The organism is Gordonia abscondita, assembly GCF_032711245.1.
Lineage (GTDB): Bacteria > Actinomycetota > Actinomycetes > Mycobacteriales > Mycobacteriaceae > Gordonia.
Genome location: NZ_CP128986.1, coordinates 933,663 through 951,581, shown reverse-complemented (window position 1 = coordinate 951,581; position 17,919 = coordinate 933,663). Strand labels below are relative to the sequence as shown.

Sequence of the window (17,919 nt, the reverse complement as noted above, 5' to 3'; positions counted from 1 at the left end):
TCGATCGATCTAATTCGGGTGGGAATGCGATCCCCGTGATTCGGCCCACCAGTGCGCAAAACTCTTTCCGGACCGTTGGGTTCTGTGGCAGAGTCGTCGTCGTGATCAAGAGCTGTCAGGAGTGTTGTCAGGGCTGACGTGTCCCCCTGTGTGGACGCCCCCTTCTCAACCTCCCTGCTCGTTCGATCAATCCGAGGATTCCTCATGACCGTTGTCGTCTCCGCACCTGTCACTTCCCCGTTCGTCGCAATCCCCCTATCGGTTCAGGCCCGCGACTTCCACTCGGCACTGCGCGATGGCGCTATCGCCGTCGACCTGCGCGACGCCGCATCCCACCGCCGGTTCGGCGCGTTGCTGGGCGCCGTCGCGATCGACTCAGATGAGGCGCTAGACCTTCTGAGTCCGGCGTCGCCGGCGGCGTTGCGCGGCGCCACGACAGACGCGCAGTGGGTGCTCGTCTCCGAGGACGGGTACGACGCCGAATGGCTCGCCTGGCACCTGCAGGCGCGCGGGGTCACCGGCGCCCGGTTCGTCGTCGGCGGCCACCGCGCGTTACGCGAGCACGGTGTGACGGGTTCCGTCGGCGCGGACGCGCTCGGCCTGTACGACCCGCGCTGACCTCGCGGTCGATTGGCTCCGGACCGCTGCCGCGAATTACCCTGGGTTGGTGAGTGAGCACCAGAGCGTCGAGCAGACCCGCGAGGACGATCAGACCCCCGAACAGCTGCGGATCCGCCGTGACAAGCGTGAACGCATCCTCGCTGAGGGACGCGAGGCGTATCCCGTCGAGTTGGCTCGTACGCACACGCTCGCCGAGATCCGCGCCGATTACTCCGGCCTCGAAGCGGGTTCGGAGACCGGCGTCCAGGCAGGCGTTGCGGGCCGGGTGATCTTCATCCGCAACAAGGGCAAACTCTGTTTCGCGACTCTGCAAGAGGGCGACGGCACCCAGCTTCAGGCGATGCTCTCCCAGGCGAAGGTCGGCGAGTCGTCACTCGCGTCGTGGAAAGCCGACGTCGATCTCGGCGACATCGTCTTCGTGCGCGGCGAAATCATCTCCTCGCGCACCGGCGAGCTGTCGATCATGGCGGACCAGTGGCAGATGGCTTCGAAGTCGTTGCGCCCCTTGCCAGTCGCACACAAGGAGATGAACGAGGAGTCGCGCGTCCGCCAGCGGTACGTCGACTTGATCGTCCGTCCGGAGGCTCGCGAGACCGCACGCACGCGGGTCAGGGCGATGGCGGAACTGCGGACGTTCCTCATCGACCGGGACTTCCTCGAGATCGAGACCCCGATGCTGCAGACATTGCATGGCGGTGCCGCGGCCCGTCCATTCGTTACACATTCGAACGCGTTCGACATGGACCTGTATCTGCGCATCGCACCGGAATTGTTCCTCAAGCGCGCTGTTGTCGGCGGCATCGAGCGGGTCTTCGAGGTGAATCGCAACTTCCGCAACGAGGGGGCCGACTCGACGCACTCGCCCGAGTTCGCGATGCTCGAGACTTATCAGGCGTACGGCACCTACAACGATGCCGCGGTCATGACCCGGGAACTCGTGCAGGCCGTCGCGCTCGGTGCGGTCGGCACGTTGACGCCGACGATGCCGGACGGGTCGACGTACGACCTGTCGGGTGAGTGGAAGACGGTGTCGATGTACCCGTCGCTCTCGGAGGCGCTCGGCCGCGAGATCGTTCCGTTGGAGACGAGCGTCGACGAACTGTTGGCGATCGCCGCCCAGGTCGGCTTGGACGTTCCGAAGGACAAGGGATACGGCCACGGCAAGCTCGTCGAAGAGCTGTGGGAGCACCTGGTCGGCGACAAGCTCGACGAACCGGTGTTCGTCCGTGACTTCCCGGTCGAGACGTCGCCGCTCGTCCGCGCACACCGCAGCATTCCGGGGGTCGTCGAGAAATGGGACCTCTACGTTCGCGGATTCGAGCTCGCCACTGGCTACTCGGAACTCGTGGACCCGATCATCCAGCGTGAACGCTTCGTCGATCAGGCTCGCCTCGCCGCCGCAGGCGACGACGAGGCGATGGTGCTCGATGAAGAATTCCTCGCGGCCATGGAGCATGCGATGCCGCCCACCGCTGGAACCGGCATGGGTATTGACCGTCTCCTCATGGCGATCACCGGTCTCGGTATCCGCGAGACTGTCCTCTTCCCCCTGGTGAAGCCCATCTCGTAGGTGGAGACCTCAGCTTTCCGTGGAGTCGTAGTACGTCCACGGCTCGTACGAGACGACGCTGCCGTTGGGTGCGAGGATCTCCAGTGCGTCTGGCCGAACATGGTAGGCGTACCCGTTGTTGAAGGCGTGGTAGCCGCCGCTCGCATATCGCGCGGTCGGGATGACCAGCGTGCTGCCGGTCGACTTGGCGAGGCCCTTGTACGTGTAATCGATCGAGTGGCCGGGGTTCTGGCAGATAACGATCTGCGACGAGGCCGACTCGGCCTTCACGTAGGCCTGTCGCTCGCATCGCGGGCCGCCGGGGAAGCCGTCGCCATACCCGGGATCGGCTGTCGCGGTTCCGGCGCCGAGCGCAGTTCCGGCGGCGACCACCGTCGCGGCGGCTGCCAGTCCGATGGTGCGGATTCGGTTTGTCATTCGTCTCTCCTCGTCTCGCTTCGTGTGTTGTGCACGTGATTTCGATTGTGGCGCAAGCGAATCCCGCAGTGTCATTCGTTCGAACCACACTGCGGGATCGCGGTTGGTCCGTATCGGAACATCACCGCTGGTAGTAGTACGTCCACGGCTCGTAGGAGACCGTGCTGCCGTCGGGCGCCAGAATCAGTAGGTTGTCCCGCAGCACGTGGTAGCTGTAGCCGTTGTTGTAGGCGTGGAAGCCTGCGTTGTCCCGGGTGGCGCCCCAGATCTCGATCTGGTTGCCGGTGGTCGTGGCCGCTCCGCGGTATGCCCATCCTGTCGGGCCCTGCACCGGGCAGATGACGACCTGGGAGACGGCCGACTCGGCCATCACTTCGACCGGTCCGTGGCAGTAGGGGCCGCCGGGGAAGCCGTCGGCCGACGCCTGGCCGGAGCCGAGGGTCGCGGCCGTGGCCAGCCCGGCCGCCGCAATAGCGGCGACGCCGAATCGAGTCACTGTCGTTCGGGTCGCGCCGATACGAGTTCTGGACTGCGTGTGCATGATGAACACGTCCTCTCGCAGGCCTGCGGCAGCGGTCCGGCCGCGAATTCCGCCTGCTGGTCGGGGGGTGACGAAAATGTCGACCGCTACCGGGTATGTCGAGGAGTGTTGCTGGTCATGTTAGGAGGCTGTCGTTCGTTCGGATGACTGCTGGTGACTGGTGACTGATGGCGCATGCCGCTCCGCGGCGTCAAGGAACGAGGCGGGCGCGGCGCGCGTTGACGACCGCCTCGAAACGCGATGTGGCGTCGAGTTTCGCCATCAGCGTCTTCACGTAGTCCTTCACCGTGTAGACGCCGATGCCAAGATGTTCGGCGATGGCACGGTTTGCCAGGCCCGCGCCGAGTAGGGCGAGGACGTCCTGTTCTCGTGGGGTGAGATGCACGGTCGGCCCGTCTTCGGGTGCATCGAGTGCCAGTCCCGCAGCGATCTCCAGCATCCTGGCTCGCATTGACTCGTCGTCCACCGAGTCGGCGAGTGCTCGTAGCTGCGTGTACGAGTCGTTGACCCGCGTGCGCCAGGACGAGCGGTCGCGTTCCTCGTCATCGGTGCGCAGGGAGGACAGGACGTCGGCGACGGCCAACTGTTGTTCCACGGTGCGAGCTTCGTCGACCACTACGTCGAGGGACGAGTCGAGCTGTTCTTGCGCGGTGCGTCGCGCCGCGTACAGGACGCCGACCTGTCTGCGCCCCACGATGATCGGCGCCGCGACGATCGCTCGGAGCGATTCGGCGCGGATGATCTCGTCGTAGGTGTGGGTAATGAGTGGGGAGCCGATGTAGTCGCCGATCGCTTCGGCGCGGGCGCGACCTACGACACGACCGCCGAGGCCGTGTCCGGGATCGAGGTTGGCGCCGCGCAGCGGGCCGACGAGGTCACCGTCGAACGAGAACAGTTCGATACGGGGCGCATCGCCTGGCAGCACGCGACCGGCGAACGCGAGACTCGCACCGGTGCGGCGGCGGAGTCGCGCGAGCGGTCCGCGCAGACGTCGTGACAGCTCTTCTGCTGGCACGCCCCTCTCCGGCGGGCTATCGGTGTCGACGGTCACATCCACCATTGTGTCATCACGCACATCGCACACGTGGAGTACCGGCATGAACGACCCAGCACGCGAGGAGGGCCTCGTGCAGCCATACACGAGTGCCACCACAGGGAAGCCGAAAGGCGTCCCGGTCGGCGTACCAAAACGTCTCGGAGAATAGTTCACATGTTCGATCAAGGTTCGAATAGGCTATTGAATTCGTCACAATGGGCCCGTATGATTAGAACAACAGTTCTAAGGCGCAGTGGGGGGGTGATGATCATGCCGCACAGTTCTTGGTCCGCACTCGACCTCGATTCGGTCGGGGCGGGCGGTGAGGCCGGAGGAGCGACGCTCCACGCGCTGTACGCCGGTGAGGGGTACCTCGCCTTCCTGCGATTTCAAGCGATCTACGCGATGCTTTCGGCCGCGGCCGACGATGAAGGCATCGCGGTCGACGCCGTCGACCGACGCGTAGTCGACGTGTTCGCAAGTGTCTCGCGTGAGGTCGCGGTCGCGCTGTGTATCGCGGCATCGACCGCGGACCGTCAGGTCAACTTGGCCGTCGAGTCTGTCGAACGCCTCCCGAAGGTCGCCCGGCTGATGCGCGACGGCGTGATCAGCATGGCTGCCTTCGGCGCCGTCGTTCTCGAGACGACCGGCGTCGAGGATGCCGAACTGATCGCCGCGGTCGACGCCGCCACCGCGGCCGATCTGGCCGAACTCGGCGGTGTCTCGAGGGGCGACGCCGAAAGCGTGGCGCGGCGAATGGTCGCCGAGATGGACCCGGACGGTCTGCGTGAACGCCGTGAAGCGCGTGGCAGGGGCGTGACCGTCTCGCATGACGTCGACGGCTCGGATGTCACGATCGCCACCACTCCCGAAGATGCTGCGGTGATCGACGCGAGCGTGAACGCGGTCGCCGACCGGGTATGCGAGAACGACTCGCGTTCACGGGGTGTGCGCCGCCACGACGCCGCGGTGGCACTGCTGACCAATCGTCGGTTCGCGTGCGACTGCGGTGCGTCGGAGTGCGCGGCCGCGGCCTCGGACGACGAGATCGCCGCTAAGTTCGCCACAATCGTGATCCACGTGGTCGCCGATGCCGGCACGATCGACGGAGGCGCGGACAAGGCGGGCTGGCTCGACGGGTTCGGCGTGATCGACGCGCATCACGTGCGAGAGATCGCCGCCCGAGCCGACGCGATCCTGCGGCCGCTCGACATCGCGGGACTCGCCGACGGCGCGGCGCAGGCGGGTAGTCCTTACCGTCCGACCGCGACGTGTGACGTGGCGATGCGGACGGTGTTCGGCACCTGCTCAGAACCCGGGTGCGACCGTCCCGCATGGCGCTGCGACCTCGACCACGTGACCGAGTACAACCACGACGACCCCGCCGCGGGCGGCGCCACCTGTCCGTGCAACCTCAACCCCAAGTGTCGCTACCACCACCTCGTCAAGACCTTCGCCGACGGCTGGATCGATGACCAGATCATCGACGCCAACGGGATCATCTGGACCGAAATCACCACGCCGACCGGATACACAGTGCGCTCACGTGCGCGAAATCAGTGGCTGTTGCCCGATCTCGGGCTCATCCCTTGCCGGCACGGCGAGCCCGTCGCTCCGGGCGACGTCGACGACGTCGACCAACCGATGCGGATGCGATCGCGGACCAAAGCCAAGCACGCGTACCGGATGCAGATGCGGTCGCGTCGCCGCTACGTCTCGGCCTGCGAAGCCGCATCGAAAGCCGCCGAGTTCGACTCTGCAGGACCGCCGCCCTTCTGAGCTAGCCCAACTCGCGCTTGAGTACCTTTCCGGAGGGATTGCGCGGCAACGCCTCGACGAACTCGACCGCGCGGGGGAGTTTGAAATTCGCGAGATGCTCGCGGGCGTACGCCAACACGTCGTCGACGCTCACGGTCGCGTCGGTCGCGACGGTGACGAATGCCTTCCCGACCTCGCCCATCCGCTCGTCGGGGACACCGATCACCGCGACCTCGCTCACCCCGTCGACCCGAGCGAGGACCTGTTCGACCTCGGCCGGATACACGTTGAATCCGCCGCAGATGTACATGTCCTTCAAGCGGTCCGTGATCGTCAGATATCCGCGCTCGTCCAGAGTCCCGACGTCGCCCGTGTGAAGCCAACCGTCCGCGTCGATCGTGGCAGCGGTCGCCTCGGGATCGTCGAGATAGCCGCGCATCACCATGGCGCCGCGGGTCAACACTTCGCCCTGGTCGGAAAGCTTCACTTCCATGCCCTCATACGCGCGGCCGCACGTCGTCGCGACAGTCACCGCGTCGTCGTCGGCGCGACACGTCGTGACGAAACCGCTCGTCTCCGTCTGCCCATACGCGGTCAACACCGTCTCGACGCCGAGATCGGCCTGGATGCGCTCAATCAGCACCACGGGCACGATCGTCGCCCCGGTGACCACCAGGCGCAGACTCGACAAGTCGAAATCGGCGCGCGACGGATCGTTGAGCACCGTCTGGAGGATCGTCGGCGCGCCCGGAAATACGGTGACCTTCTCCGCGTCGATCAGTCGCATCGTCTCCGCGGGGGAGTAGACGGCAAGAGGGATCATCGTCACCCCGAACAGCAGGCAGGGCAAGATCCCCGCCTTGTAGCCGAATGTGTGGAAGTACGGGTTCACCATGAGGTACGTGTCGTCCTCCGACAGTTCTCCGTTCGACGCCCACGCGTGCGCGCCCGCCAACGTCTGGCGATGCTCCGCCAGAACGCCCTTCGGCGAACCTGTGGTCCCTGAGGTGAACAGGATGTCCGAGAGGTCGTCCTCGGTGACGGCGTCCGCGCGCCGACGTGCGACACCGAGTGACTCGTCGGACACGTCGAGGAATCGATCCCAGGCAACGGCCTCCGGGGAGCCGACCGGCGACTCGAGTGGGACACCGACCACGGTCCGCCCAACCGCGACCGGTGCCGACGTCACCTCGGAGAGCCGATCGATGCCCGCGAACGCGCCGGACGCCACGACGACCTTCGCTCCCGACCGTTCGATGATGTCTGACGCTTCGCTCACGGTGTACCGCGTGTTGAGTGGAACGAGCACCGCACCTGCGTAATGGGTGCCCAGGGCGGCGACCGGCCAGTGGTGACTATTCGGCGCCCACACGGCGACGCGGTCTCCTGGCTCGACGCCCGCCTCGATCAACCCGGCGGCGAACCGTCGGATTCGCGATGCCGACTCGCGCCACGTCAAGCGCACGGGGGCAGCCCACTGGTCATCGATCACCGCGATCCGGTCGGGCCAGAGTTCTTCGGCGCGGTGCACAGCGGCTGGGGTCGTCGTCGGCGTCGGAAGCATGAATAAAACCTAGCAAATGCTTGCTAGGTTAAGCTAGGTCTCATGACGACGATCAATCTCGCCGATCGGGCCGTCGACCTCGGCGAATGGGCGGCCCGCACACCCGACGCGGACAGCATCTTCGAGCAGGCAGTGCGCGACTGGTTGGCCGACAACCTCACCGGCGACTTCGCCAATCTGCGCGGTCGCGGAGGCCCGGGAAGCGAACACGAATTCTTCGCCGAGCGACTCGAATGGGATCGGCATCTTGCCGCGGCCGGGTGGACGTGCCTCGGCTGGCCCGTCGAACACGGTGGTCGCGGCGCCACTATTGGACAGCGCATCATCTTCCACCGGGAGTATGCCCGCGCCGGTGCGCCCGCGCGTGTGAATCATCTCGGCGAAGAGCTTCTCGGCCCCACCCTCATCGAGTACGGGACGCCCGAGCAGCAGCGACGGTTCCTTCCGCACATCGTCGACGTCACTGAACTCTGGGCGCAGGGCTACTCGGAGCCGGGTGCGGGCAGCGACCTGGCAGCGGTCTCCACATCGGCGGTACTCGACGGCGACCAGTGGGTGATCAACGGGCAGAAGATCTGGACGTCCCTCGCGCACCTGTCCCAATGGTGCTTCGTCATCGCGCGCACCGAGAAGGGATCGGCCCGGCATCAGGGGCTCAGCTTCCTGCTCGTCCCGCTCGACGCCGCCGGCGTGACGGTACGGCCGATCCAGCAGATCACCGGAACTTCTGAGTTCAACGAGGTGTTTTTCGACGACGCGAAGACGCCCGCTGATCTCATCGTGGGCGAACCTGGCGACGGGTGGACGGTCGCGATGGGGTTGCTGCAGTTCGAGCGCGGCGTCTCCACGCTCGGCCAGCAGGTCGGTTTCCGCCGTGAACTCGACGACTTGATCGACCTGGCCAAGCACAACCGGGCGATCGACAACCCGGAGATCGCGTCGCGGCTCCGCCGGGCGGCAGTCGGCCTCACCGTCATGGAGGCGAACGCGCGCCGCACCCTTTCGGGCGACATCGTTTCCGAAGCGGGGGCCGCGTCGGTCACGAAACTCTTGTGGGGCAACTGGCACCGCGGCCTCGGTGAGCTCGCGGTCGCGGTCGCGGGAGCGCCGTCGCTGATCGGTCCACCGGCCACCACCGAAGGACGCGCCAACGACATCGCCGACCCGGAACACGTCGAACTGGACGAATGGCAGCGCATGCTGCTGTTCACCCGGGCCGACACGATCTACGGCGGCTCCAACGAAGTGCAACGCAACATCATCGCCGAGCGAGTCCTCGGCTTACCCCGAGAGGCACGCTAGCCATGACCGCATCCCCCCTCGCAACCCCGCCCGACGAGATCGGCGGCCACGACCTGCTGAAGGGCAAGAAGGTCGTCGTGACCGCAGCGGCGGGCACCGGCATCGGTTTCGCCACCGCCCGGCGCGTCCTCCTCGAAGGCGCGGACGTCCTCGTCTCGGACTTCCACGAACGACGCCTCGGCGAAGCTGTTGAGAAGTTGGGCGCCGAATTCGGTGCGGAACGCGTCACCTCGAATGTCTGCGACGTGTCGAGCACCGTGCAGGTCGACGCGCTGATCGCGGCGGCAGCCGAACGTCTCGGACGCATCGATGTCCTGGTCAACAACGCGGGACTCGGCGGCGAGACGCCGGTCGCCGACATGACAGACGAGCAGTGGGATCGCGTCCTCGATATCACGCTGACCAGCACTTTCCGCTCGACGCGCGCCGCGCTCAAATACTTCCGCGATGCCGATCATGGCGGCATCATCGTCAATAACGCCTCCGTCCTCGGCTGGCGTGCCCAGCGCGGCCAAGCCCACTATGCCGCCGCGAAGGCAGGCGTCATGGCTCTCACCCGCTGCTCCGCCGTCGAAGGCGCCGACTACGGCGTCCGTATCAACGCGGTAGCGCCGTCGATTGCCAAGCACCCGTTCCTGGCGAAAGTCACCTCCGATGAACTACTCGACGAACTCGCTTCGCGCGAAGCGTACGGCCGGGCCGCCGAGGTGTGGGAGATCGCCGCGGCCATCGCGATGCTCGCCAGCGACTACACCACCTACCTGACCGGCGAGATCGTCTCGATCTCCAGCCAGCGCGCCTGACCCGCGCCTCCACGAAGGAGTCACACCATGACCGCACCCCAGGCATACATTGTCGACGTTGTCCGCACACCGGTCGGCAAACGCGGGGGTTCCCTCGCCGGCGTCCACCCCGCCGATCTCGGTGCACACGTGATCCGCGCGATCATCGACCGCACCGGTATCGACCCCGAGGTGGTCGACGACGTGATCTTCGGCTGCGTCGACACCGTCGGACCGCAGGCGGGCAACATCGCGCGGACCGCGTGGCTCACTGCAGGCATGCCGCTCGGCGTTCCCGGAACCACGGTCGACCGGCAGTGTGGGTCGAGCCAGCAGGCCATCCACTTCGCGGCGCAGGCCGTGATGAGCGGAACGCAGGACGTCGTCCTCGCGGGCGGGCTTCAGAACATGAGCGCCATCCCGATCAGTCAGGCCATGGTCGCAGGCCAGCCGCTCGGCTTCACCACCCCCACTGCGGAGTCACCGGGGTGGACGGAGCGGTTCGGCGACGCCGAGATCAGCCAGTTCGTCGGAGCCGACATGATGGCGAAGCGGTGGGACATTAGCCGTAGCGACATGGAGGCGTGGGCCCTCCAGAGCCACGAACGCGCCCGCGCGGCAATCACAGCAGGACGCTTCGACAACGAGTACGTCCCGCTGGGTGACTGTGTGGTCGACGAGTGCCCGCGCGAGACGTCGCTGGAGAAGATGGCGTCCCTCCCGGTACTCGCCGAAGGCTCCCAGTTGACCGCTGCGGTCGCCTCCCAGATCTGTGACGGATCGTCGGCCACGCTCGTCGTCTCTGAAGCCGCGCTCGTGCGATACGGTCTCACGCCGCGTGCTCGAATCCATCACATGTCGGTACGTGGCGATGACCCGGTGATGATGTTGTCCGCACCGATCCCCGCGACGAAGCGTGCGCTGGAGAAGACCGGCATGAGCATCGACGACATCGACGTCGTCGAGATCAACGAGGCGTTCGCCCCCGTCGTCCTCGCTTGGCTCAAAGAGACCGGAGCCGACCCGGCCCGCGTCAACGTGAACGGCGGCGGCATCGCGCTCGGACATCCGCTCGGCGCGACTGGCGCGAAATTGTTCGCGACGCTGCTCAACGAACTGGAGCGAACCGGCGGACGCTACGGACTGCAGACCATGTGCGAAGGCGGCGGCACCGCGAATGTGACGATCATCGAGCGTCTGGGCTGACCAGGTCGGGGCGCGAGTTCGCAAGGTTACAAAACATGCCGCTGTGATTCATCCCACGAGACCGGTACGATGGGATGAGTTTTAGAATTTGTCTCAACTGGCGGTTCGCCATGAAGTGGAGGTCCCAATGACCAAGCCTGCAGAAACTGTGGTGCGTGCCGGCGACAAGGTGTCGTCCGAGGCGCACGGCCTGACCGAACTGCTCGAGATCCAGAAGGCCGCGTTTCTGCGTGATGGGATCCCCGACGCCAAGACACGCGTCAGCCGCATCAATCGGCTCGGTCAGATGCTCCTCGACCACGCCGATGAGATCACCGATGCGCTCAATGACGACTTCGGCACCCGCCCGAAGGAACTGTCCATAGCCGCGGATATCGCGGGCTGCATGATCGACCTCACCCACCAGCGGCGCGACGCAGAGAAGTGGATGAAGGAGGAGAACGTCTCCAAACTGCAGGGTCTGCTCGGCTACAAGCAGCGTCTGCGTCACGAACCGCTCGGCGTCGTCGGCATCATGGGGCCGTGGAACTTCCCGCTGCAACTGACGATCGTTCCCGCGGGTTCGGCGTTCGCGGCAGGTAATCGGGTCCTGATGCGTCCGTCGTCGATCACCGCGAAGACCACCGACGTCATCGCACGGGTCGCCCCCGACTACTTCTCGATCGAAGAGTTCGCCGTCGTCACCAGCAAGCACGGTGGTGGAGCTGATTTCGCGAAGCTCGACGTCGACCACATGTTCTTCACCGGCTCGCCGGAGGTCGGCAAGTCGGTCGCGCAGGAAGCAGCGAAGAATCTGACCCCGGTGACGCTCGAACTCGGCGGGAAGAACCCGGCGATCGTCGACCCGGTGCAGGACATCACCGAGGCCGCGAATTTCCTCGCCGATGCGCGCATGGTGAACGGCGGCCAGGTCTGCCTGTGCCCCGACTATGTCTTCGTCCCGGAGAGCAAGGTCGGCGAGTTCACTGAGAAGGTCGTCGCACGCTGGACCAAGAACTTTCCGACGATCCTCAAGAACGGTGAGTACACGTCGACGATCAACGAGAAGAATTACACCCGCATTGTCGGGCTGATCGACGACGCTGTGGAACTCGGTGCCACCAAGCACCAGGTGATCCCGGCGGGCGAGGAACTGCCGGACGCGCAGGCGCGCAAGATCCCGCCGACCCTGCTCACCGGTGTGAAAGCGGGGATGAAGGTGGAGGAGGACGAGGTCTTCGGTCCGGTCCTCACCGTCTACCCGTACCGCAACCTGGCTGAGGCGATCGACAAGATCAACTCGGCGGGCCATCCGCTCACCCTGTACTGGGTCGGCAATGACAACGAGAACCTGCAGCGCGTCGCCGACAACACGCGTAGCGGTTCGATCAGCGGCAACGACTTCGCGCTGCACCTGCTGTCGAGTGGTCTGCCGTTCGGAGGTGTCGGCAAGTCCGGCATGGGCAACTACCACGGCAAGTTCGGTTTCGAGACGTTCAGTCACGCCCGCGCCGTGACCGTCTCGACGATGCCGATCAGCTTCGCGCAGATCATGTCGGCGCCGTTCACCAAGAGTGACAAGCGTCTGACCGGGATGCAGATGAGGATGTGGCGCTTCCTTCAGGGCCGCGCCTCGCGAAAGTCGGCTAAGGGCTGACGCCGTCGCTTCGCCGTCGCACTGCCTCCCCTGGGTGATACCAAGCGCTTGCTAGGGTGAACCGGTACTCAGGTGAAGGAGGCATGGTGGCGGCGAAGTCGACCGCGTCGGGCTCGACTCGGCGAGATGAACTACTCGGGATCGCGGGTGAATTGTTCGCCGAGCGCGGCCTGCGGTCGACGACCGTTCGTGACATCGCCGACGCGGCAGGCATCTTGTCGGGGAGTCTGTACCACCATTTCGACTCGAAGGAGGCGATGGTCGATGAGTTGCTGCGCGGATTCCTCGACACCCTCTTCGATCGCTACCGGGAGATCAACGCCGCAGGCTTGAACGCGACGGATACATTGCGCCAGTTCGTGGTTGCCTCGTTTGAGTCGATCGATGCGCGGCACACGGCGGTCGCCATATATCAGAACGAGGCACGCCAACTCGGCGGGCAGGAGCGGTTCGCCTACATCAACGAGCGAAACGTCGAGTTCCACGCTCTCTGGGCTTCGGTGCTGCAGCGCGGTGTCGACGACGGTGACTTTCGGCCAGACCTCGACGTCGACTTGCTGTACCGCTTTCTCCGCGACACCGTGTGGGTCGCGGTCCGCTGGTACCGCCCCGGCGGCGGGAAGTCGATCGACGAGATCGCCGATCAGTACCTGACCGTTGTGCTCGACGGCGTGCTGGCGAACTGACAGCGCGTCATCACCGCCGCATGGACGCCGTTACCGTGAACTTCGCGTTCCGCGCGATCTGCCTTGTGGGGCCGATGATCCGTTCGAGCGAGCCGCGGTAACGCAAGTGCGAGTTCCAGACGCACCACAGCTCGCCGCCGCTCGCGAGTGTGCGTGCGGCGTCGGCGAAAAGGTGGTGTGCGATGTCCGTCGAGAGCGCGGCATCGTTGTGGAACGGCGGATTCAACGCGATGAGTTGCTGCGATCGAGAGTCGGCCCATTCAAGGCCGTCCGCGTGCACGACGTCGACCCGGTCGGCGACGCCGTTCACCTGTGCGGTCGCTAGAGCCGATCGGACAGCGGCGGCCGAACGGTCGGTCGCAGTCACGGTGACGGTCGGCCGGGCGAGCGCCAACGCTGCGCCGACCACTCCATTGCCGCATGCGAGGTCGACGGCGGTCGACGCGTCCGGGACCGCGTCGGCGAGGACCCCGAGCAGCAGTCGTGTCCCTATGTCGATACGGGCTCCCGCGAACACGCCGCCGTGTGCGACGACGGTCAGTCCGTCGTGGGTCTCCGCCTTCGGCCAGGAAGCGAGGAGCTTGGTCGCGACGTCGCGCCTAGGTCCACGCGCGAACAGGACCCGCGACTTCTGCCGCGCATGGCTGACGTCCACGCGCTCGAACGACCCGCGGAGGATCTCATTCATCTGTGTGGACATGTGTTTGATCCGACCGCCCGCGACGACGACCACGTCGGGGTCCGCGTTGGCCGCGATGAGCGCGGACACCTCGGCAAGCCGGTCGAGCGATCGGGGGAGACGGATGAGGACCACACGAGAACCGGCGACGACCTCCGGTACGAACCCGAGCGTGTGGATGCTGCCGACTCCGAGGCGGTCGGCATTCGCGGCGAGCGCCCGCTGCCCGGTGAGCAGATCCTGATGGACGCGCACGTCGGCGGCACCGGACCCGATCGTCAGCGCGCCGTATGCATCGTCGAGCACCGACACCGACCCCGGCGGTGCATCCGCTAGATGGGGGGCGGCCTCGTCGAGGATCAGGCGGTCCGCGGCGTCCGATGCCGACAGGCTCGGCCCGTTGATGTCGGGGAAGCGTCTCAATCCGTCCAGATCCACCACCGCAGACTACTGGGCGGGCCCGCTACCGGTCCGTCGCCAACTCCTTCGTGAGGGCGGTCGTCAGTGCGCGGGCGGCGGCCGACGGCGTCGAACTCACCGCCAACGACAGCGACGTCTCGACTGAGTCCTCCACTGGAATCGCGGCCAGCGTGTCCCGTCCAGCCGCCATGGCGGCGGTCAAGACCCCGACGCCGCTACCGAGTTCGACGAGGGCGAGGACCGAATCGGGCGAATGGGCGGCCACCGCAGGCGTCACCTCCACGCGCGCGGCGGCGCACGTCGACGTCAACGCGGATCGGACGCCGGTGCCCGGCGGAAGACTCAGCACGGTGACGTCGACGAGTTCTGCGCAGGTCACCGCGCCTCGATCGGCCCACGGGTGGCCCCGGGGGACGACGACGGCGAGCGGTTCCCGGATGACAGTGAGCCCGGTGACCGCATCGGGCAGCGGGGCGGTGTGGGTGACCAGCGCCACGTCGAGTCTGCCGGTTGCGAGGTCGTCGATGAGGAGGTCGGAGTTGCCTTCCACGACGCTGATCCGCACACCGGGATGGGTGCGGCGGAAGGCGGCGAATCCGGCGAGGTATCCGGGGATGGTGCAGCCGATGACGGTTCCGAGGCGCAGGCTGCCGCGGACCACGCCGGACAACTCGTCGCTGACGGCGGCGATGGTGGCGATCGATGCGAGCGCCGCACGAGCGTGCGGGAGTACTTCGTGTCCGGCGGCCGTCACCGAGACTGTTCGCCCCCGACGGTCGAGCAGTCGATGCCCGACCTCGTGCTCCAATTTGGCGATCTGAGCCGAAACGCCTGACTGGCTCACGTGCAGATGGGCAGCGGCCGCAGTGAACGATCCCAGGTCGGCTACCGCCACCAGGTATCGCAACTGGTGCAGCTCCATAATCAGTAATGCTAATGGTTAGAAGAACCAGCTGTTGGACTGATGGGTGCAGTGGCGCGATGCTGGACGTGTGAACACGATGACACCAACCGCGATCGCCGAACTCTACTTCGACTGTTGGTCGCGGAAAGACTTCACCGATCTTGCCGTCCACCTGTCGGCCGACTGCCGCTTCACCGGCGTGTTCGGGACGGCGAATGGTCCCGACGAGTTCCTGAACGGCCTCACCGGCATGGCGGCCGGCACTGATTCGATCGTCGTCCGCAAACGGCTGGCCGACGACTCCGACGTGATCACCTGGTTCGACCTGGCGATGGGTGGGGCGCCCGCGACCGCCGTCGCCAACTGGACGCACGTGGACAACGGTCGGATCACCGCGGTCGTTGTGACCTTCGACCCGCGAGAGATATTAGCGGCGGCGTCGTAGCCGGTACGTATCATGACGCCATGACTTCCGTGCTCGCCGTGTGCGTCGTCCGTGCCCTGCACGCGGACTCCGGTCGGTCCGGGGTCACCGCGATCGACAAAGCCCCCGTCGACGGACCCGTCAAAGTCGGCGAGTACGGCCTGTACGCCGACGTCCAAGTCGACCGGAAGCATCACGGTGGCCTCGACAAGGCAATCTATGTCTATGCCCAGGAAGACATCGACTTCTGGGAGACCGAACTAGGACGCAAGATCCCGTTCGGCTTCTTCGGCGAGAATCTGCGAACCGAAGGCATCGATGTCAACGCGGCGAAGGTCGGCGAACGGTGGCGGATCGGTGGCGACGTGATCGTCGAAGTGACGTCGCCCCGGATCCCGTGCCAGACGTTCGCCCGCTGGATGGGCGACGACAGCGACGGTTGGGTCAAACGATTCGCGCAGGAACGTCGGCCCGGACCGTACCTCCGTGTCGTCAAACGTGGATCGGTCACCGTGGGTGACGAGATTAGCGTCCTCAGCGTGCCCGACGGCGCGCCGACGATCCGATCACTCGCGCGCTGACGCACCCCGGCGGCCCCTGGTTCCATGCCTCCACCATGCATCCGGCGAACGCGACTTCTCGCCGGAGCGAACAGTTTGACGCGCGGCGCGGGTCTACCTCTGTGACGGCACCCGACCGAGGTGCTGCTGAGCTGGAGGACTCCCATGCACAAGATGATCTTCGTGAACCTGCCCGTCGCCGACCTCGACGCGTCCCGCGCGTTCTTCGCCTCGATGGGATACGAGTTCAATGACAATTTCTGCGACGGCAACGCGCTCGCGCTCATTCTCGGCGACTCGATGGTCGCGATGCTGTTGCAGCGTGACTTCTACAAGACCTTTCTGCTGGGCAAGGAGGTGGTCGACGCGCATGTGGCGAGCGGCTGCATCATCTGCCTCAGTGGCGATAGTCGCGACGAAGTCGATGCCGTGGTCGATAAGGCGCTGGCGGCCGGCGCGACCGCAGGCGACACCGAAGAGCACGGGTTCATGTACGGGCGGTCGTTCTTCGACCTCGACGGCCACGCGTGGGAGATCATGTGGATGGATCCGGCCGCTGCGGAAGTCGGGCCACAGGCGTACGCGGCGCAGCAGGGCTGACTCGAGCCGTCAATGAGAAGTGGGCACAGCGTGACCGACGAACCGTCCTTCGAAGCAGCCACCGCCTCGTACCGCGCGGAACTGCTCGTGCACTGCTATCGGATGCTCGGCTCCGCGACCGATGCGGAGGACGTGCTGCAGGAGGTGTACCTCCGAGCGTGGAAGGCGTTCCACCGCTTCGAGGGACGGTCGTCGGTCCGCACCTGGATGTACACGATCGCGACCAACACCTGCCTCACCGCACTGGACGGTCGGTCGCGGCGTCCGCTCCCGACCGGACTCGGAAGCGAACCATCGGACCCACGGATCCCGGTGATCGCCGACGAGGCGAGACTCTGGCTGCAGCCGCTGCCCGACGCGGCGATCGGCGACCCGGCAGACACCGTGGTGGACCGAGAGAACGTCGGGCTGGCGATGGTCGCGGCGATGCAGGACCTGCCAGCGAGGCAACGAGCCGTCTTAATCCTGCGGGAAGTCCTGGCGTTCAGCGCCGCCGAGACCGCAGACCTCCTGGGCATGAGCGTCCCCGCCGCGAACAGCGCACTCGCCCGCGCACGCCGCACTATGGGAGAGGGCACCCGGCAGGACGGACGGCGAGCATCTGAGCTGACCGACAGCGAGCGCACCGTCTTCGACGAGTTCTGTCGCGCATTCGCCGACCATGACATCGACGGTGTCGTCGGAGTCCTCGCCGACGACGCAATATGGGAGATGCCGCCGTTCCCTGGTTGGTATCGGGGCGCCGCCGAGATCGGCGTGCTCACCTCAACGCAGTGCCCGGCAGTCGCCCCCGGCGACATCAGGATGGTCCCGACCGTCTGCAACGGGCTGCCGGCCGCAGGTATGTACCTGAGGGATGACGACGTCTGGCGCCGATTCCAGCTCGACGTGGTCAGCATCGTCGACGGAGCCGTCTGCCACGTCGGCGCATTCTTCGACGACGAGCTGTTCACCCTGGCGCGCTTGCCCGAAATACTGCGCTGACATGCCGATTTGGCGTCCGCGGCCAGACCTGTGTAACTTATTCGAAGTCAGCGCGACACCGCGCAGACACCTTCAGCCCGGCCAGGGCAGACGATCTCAACTCACGAACTGTGACTTCGGAAACGAAGTCGGAGCGAGTTTGTCCGGGAGAAATCAAATCTGGTAGGCTGGAAAGGTCGGCCTGAAACGGTTGATATAACAGTATATGTTCGCTGGAGTTCGGCCCTGA

The 17,919-nt window shown here is 65.9% G+C and carries 18 protein-coding genes; 12 read left to right on the top strand and 6 right to left on the bottom strand.

What is annotated here, in order from left to right:
- Positions 1-204 precede the first annotated feature (204 nt).
- Together MP11Mi_RS04485 and lysS are read left to right on the top strand one after the other, a co-directional pair.
- A complete protein-coding gene (locus tag MP11Mi_RS04485; protein ID WP_420041107.1) occupies positions 205-618 on the top strand; it encodes a rhodanese-like domain-containing protein in 414 nt (137 codons plus the stop codon).
- 49 nt (positions 619-667) lie between these two features.
- Positions 668-2,191: a lysine--tRNA ligase gene (lysS, locus tag MP11Mi_RS04480; RefSeq protein WP_420041106.1), complete on the top strand. Its 1,524-nt coding sequence runs from the start codon at positions 668-670 to the stop codon at positions 2,189-2,191.
- A gap of 9 nt (positions 2,192-2,200) precedes the next feature.
- On the opposite strand, the gene MP11Mi_RS04475 is transcribed toward lysS, so the two are convergent.
- The 3 genes from MP11Mi_RS04475 to MP11Mi_RS04465 form a co-directional block, all read right to left on the bottom strand.
- A complete protein-coding gene (locus tag MP11Mi_RS04475; protein WP_420041105.1) occupies positions 2,201-2,608 on the bottom strand; it encodes a hypothetical protein in 408 nt (135 codons plus the stop codon).
- A gap of 121 nt (positions 2,609-2,729) precedes the next feature.
- A complete protein-coding gene (locus tag MP11Mi_RS04470; protein WP_420041104.1) occupies positions 2,730-3,149 on the bottom strand; it encodes a hypothetical protein in 420 nt (139 codons plus the stop codon).
- Positions 3,150-3,339: 190 nt separating this feature from the next.
- Positions 3,340-4,209 carry a LuxR C-terminal-related transcriptional regulator gene (locus tag MP11Mi_RS04465; protein ID WP_420042002.1) on the bottom strand — a complete coding sequence of 290 codons (870 nt, stop codon included), beginning with the start codon at positions 4,207-4,209 and terminating at the stop codon, positions 3,340-3,342.
- Positions 4,210-4,455: 246 nt separating this feature from the next.
- Here MP11Mi_RS04465 and MP11Mi_RS04460 point away from each other — a divergent pair, with 246 nt between their 5' ends.
- Complete coding sequence (locus MP11Mi_RS04460) at positions 4,456-5,964, top strand: HNH endonuclease signature motif containing protein (protein WP_420041103.1); 1,509 nt, start codon at positions 4,456-4,458, stop codon at positions 5,962-5,964.
- A 1-nt stretch (position 5,965) separates the two neighbouring features.
- On the opposite strand, the gene MP11Mi_RS04455 is transcribed toward MP11Mi_RS04460, so the two are convergent.
- Positions 5,966-7,507 carry a FadD3 family acyl-CoA ligase gene (locus tag MP11Mi_RS04455; protein ID WP_420041102.1) on the bottom strand — a complete coding sequence of 514 codons (1,542 nt, stop codon included), beginning with the start codon at positions 7,505-7,507 and terminating at the stop codon, positions 5,966-5,968.
- Positions 7,508-7,549: 42 nt separating this feature from the next.
- On the opposite strand from MP11Mi_RS04455, the gene MP11Mi_RS04450 reads away from it, so the two are divergent.
- The 5 genes from MP11Mi_RS04450 to MP11Mi_RS04430 all read left to right on the top strand — a co-directional run bounded on the left by MP11Mi_RS04450 (position 7,550) and on the right by MP11Mi_RS04430 (position 13,119).
- Entirely contained in the window at positions 7,550-8,809 is a 1,260-nt protein-coding gene (locus MP11Mi_RS04450; protein ID WP_420041101.1) for an acyl-CoA dehydrogenase family protein, read from the top strand.
- A 2-nt stretch (positions 8,810-8,811) separates the two neighbouring features.
- A complete protein-coding gene (locus MP11Mi_RS04445; RefSeq protein WP_420041100.1) occupies positions 8,812-9,612 on the top strand; it encodes an SDR family oxidoreductase in 801 nt (266 codons plus the stop codon).
- A 27-nt stretch (positions 9,613-9,639) separates the two neighbouring features.
- A complete protein-coding gene (locus tag MP11Mi_RS04440) occupies positions 9,640-10,797 on the top strand; it encodes an acetyl-CoA C-acetyltransferase (RefSeq protein WP_420041099.1) in 1,158 nt (385 codons plus the stop codon).
- 127 nt (positions 10,798-10,924) lie between these two features.
- A complete protein-coding gene (locus tag MP11Mi_RS04435; RefSeq protein ID WP_420041098.1) occupies positions 10,925-12,433 on the top strand; it encodes an aldehyde dehydrogenase family protein in 1,509 nt (502 codons plus the stop codon).
- An 83-nt stretch (positions 12,434-12,516) separates the two neighbouring features.
- Positions 12,517-13,119 (top strand): TetR/AcrR family transcriptional regulator, encoded by a 603-nt coding sequence (locus MP11Mi_RS04430; RefSeq protein ID WP_420041097.1) that lies wholly within the window; start codon positions 12,517-12,519, stop codon positions 13,117-13,119.
- A gap of 10 nt (positions 13,120-13,129) precedes the next feature.
- Here the strand turns inward: MP11Mi_RS04430 and MP11Mi_RS04425 are convergent, their stop codons facing one another.
- Both MP11Mi_RS04425 and MP11Mi_RS04420 read right to left on the bottom strand, forming a co-directional pair.
- The gene (locus tag MP11Mi_RS04425) at positions 13,130-14,236 is read right to left on the bottom strand and encodes a class I SAM-dependent methyltransferase (RefSeq protein WP_420041096.1); all 1,107 of its coding nucleotides are present in this window, start codon (positions 14,234-14,236) and stop codon (positions 13,130-13,132) included.
- Between the two features lie 25 nt (positions 14,237-14,261).
- Positions 14,262-15,140, bottom strand: coding sequence for a LysR family transcriptional regulator (locus MP11Mi_RS04420; RefSeq protein WP_420041095.1), 879 nt, complete (start codon positions 15,138-15,140; stop codon positions 14,262-14,264).
- A 79-nt stretch (positions 15,141-15,219) separates the two neighbouring features.
- On the opposite strand from MP11Mi_RS04420, the gene MP11Mi_RS04415 reads away from it, so the two are divergent.
- The 4 genes from MP11Mi_RS04415 to MP11Mi_RS04400 all read left to right on the top strand — a co-directional run bounded on the left by MP11Mi_RS04415 (position 15,220) and on the right by MP11Mi_RS04400 (position 17,690).
- On the top strand, positions 15,220-15,567 hold the full coding sequence (locus tag MP11Mi_RS04415; protein ID WP_420041094.1) for a nuclear transport factor 2 family protein: 348 nt from the start codon (positions 15,220-15,222) through the stop codon (positions 15,565-15,567).
- 20 nt (positions 15,568-15,587) lie between these two features.
- On the top strand, positions 15,588-16,127 hold the full coding sequence (locus MP11Mi_RS04410) for an MOSC domain-containing protein (protein WP_420041093.1): 540 nt from the start codon (positions 15,588-15,590) through the stop codon (positions 16,125-16,127).
- Between the two features lie 144 nt (positions 16,128-16,271).
- The gene (locus MP11Mi_RS04405) at positions 16,272-16,706 is read left to right on the top strand and encodes a VOC family protein (protein WP_420041092.1); all 435 of its coding nucleotides are present in this window, start codon (positions 16,272-16,274) and stop codon (positions 16,704-16,706) included.
- Between the two features lie 12 nt (positions 16,707-16,718).
- A complete protein-coding gene (locus MP11Mi_RS04400; RefSeq protein WP_420712835.1) occupies positions 16,719-17,690 on the top strand; it encodes a sigma-70 family RNA polymerase sigma factor in 972 nt (323 codons plus the stop codon).
- The last annotated feature ends 229 nt before the right edge of the window (positions 17,691-17,919 follow it).

What these genes read in the sequence shown, in the direction of transcription:
- MP11Mi_RS04485 (WP_420041107.1), top strand. Translation starts at nt 205, where the DNA reads ATGACCGTTGTCGTCTCCGCACCTGTCACTTCCCCGTTCGTCGCAATC.
- MP11Mi_RS04475 (WP_420041105.1), bottom strand. Translation starts at nt 2,608, where the DNA reads ATGACAAACCGAATCCGCACCATCGGACTGGCAGCCGCCGCGACGGTG.
- MP11Mi_RS04470 (WP_420041104.1), bottom strand. Translation starts at nt 3,149, where the DNA reads ATGCACACGCAGTCCAGAACTCGTATCGGCGCGACCCGAACGACAGTG.
- MP11Mi_RS04465 (WP_420042002.1), bottom strand. Translation starts at nt 4,209, where the DNA reads ATGGTGGATGTGACCGTCGACACCGATAGCCCGCCGGAGAGGGGCGTG.
- MP11Mi_RS04460 (WP_420041103.1), top strand. Translation starts at nt 4,456, where the DNA reads ATGCCGCACAGTTCTTGGTCCGCACTCGACCTCGATTCGGTCGGGGCG.
- MP11Mi_RS04455 (WP_420041102.1), bottom strand. Translation starts at nt 7,507, where the DNA reads ATGCTTCCGACGCCGACGACGACCCCAGCCGCTGTGCACCGCGCCGAA.
- MP11Mi_RS04450 (WP_420041101.1), top strand. Translation starts at nt 7,550, where the DNA reads ATGACGACGATCAATCTCGCCGATCGGGCCGTCGACCTCGGCGAATGG.
- MP11Mi_RS04445 (WP_420041100.1), top strand. Translation starts at nt 8,812, where the DNA reads ATGACCGCATCCCCCCTCGCAACCCCGCCCGACGAGATCGGCGGCCAC.
- MP11Mi_RS04440 (WP_420041099.1), top strand. Translation starts at nt 9,640, where the DNA reads ATGACCGCACCCCAGGCATACATTGTCGACGTTGTCCGCACACCGGTC.
- MP11Mi_RS04435 (WP_420041098.1), top strand. Translation starts at nt 10,925, where the DNA reads ATGACCAAGCCTGCAGAAACTGTGGTGCGTGCCGGCGACAAGGTGTCG.
- MP11Mi_RS04430 (WP_420041097.1), top strand. Translation starts at nt 12,517, where the DNA reads ATGGTGGCGGCGAAGTCGACCGCGTCGGGCTCGACTCGGCGAGATGAA.
- MP11Mi_RS04420 (WP_420041095.1), bottom strand. Translation starts at nt 15,140, where the DNA reads ATGGAGCTGCACCAGTTGCGATACCTGGTGGCGGTAGCCGACCTGGGA.
- MP11Mi_RS04415 (WP_420041094.1), top strand. Translation starts at nt 15,220, where the DNA reads ATGACACCAACCGCGATCGCCGAACTCTACTTCGACTGTTGGTCGCGG.
- MP11Mi_RS04410 (WP_420041093.1), top strand. Translation starts at nt 15,588, where the DNA reads ATGACTTCCGTGCTCGCCGTGTGCGTCGTCCGTGCCCTGCACGCGGAC.
- MP11Mi_RS04405 (WP_420041092.1), top strand. Translation starts at nt 16,272, where the DNA reads ATGCACAAGATGATCTTCGTGAACCTGCCCGTCGCCGACCTCGACGCG.
- MP11Mi_RS04400 (WP_420712835.1), top strand. Translation starts at nt 16,719, where the DNA reads ATGAGAAGTGGGCACAGCGTGACCGACGAACCGTCCTTCGAAGCAGCC.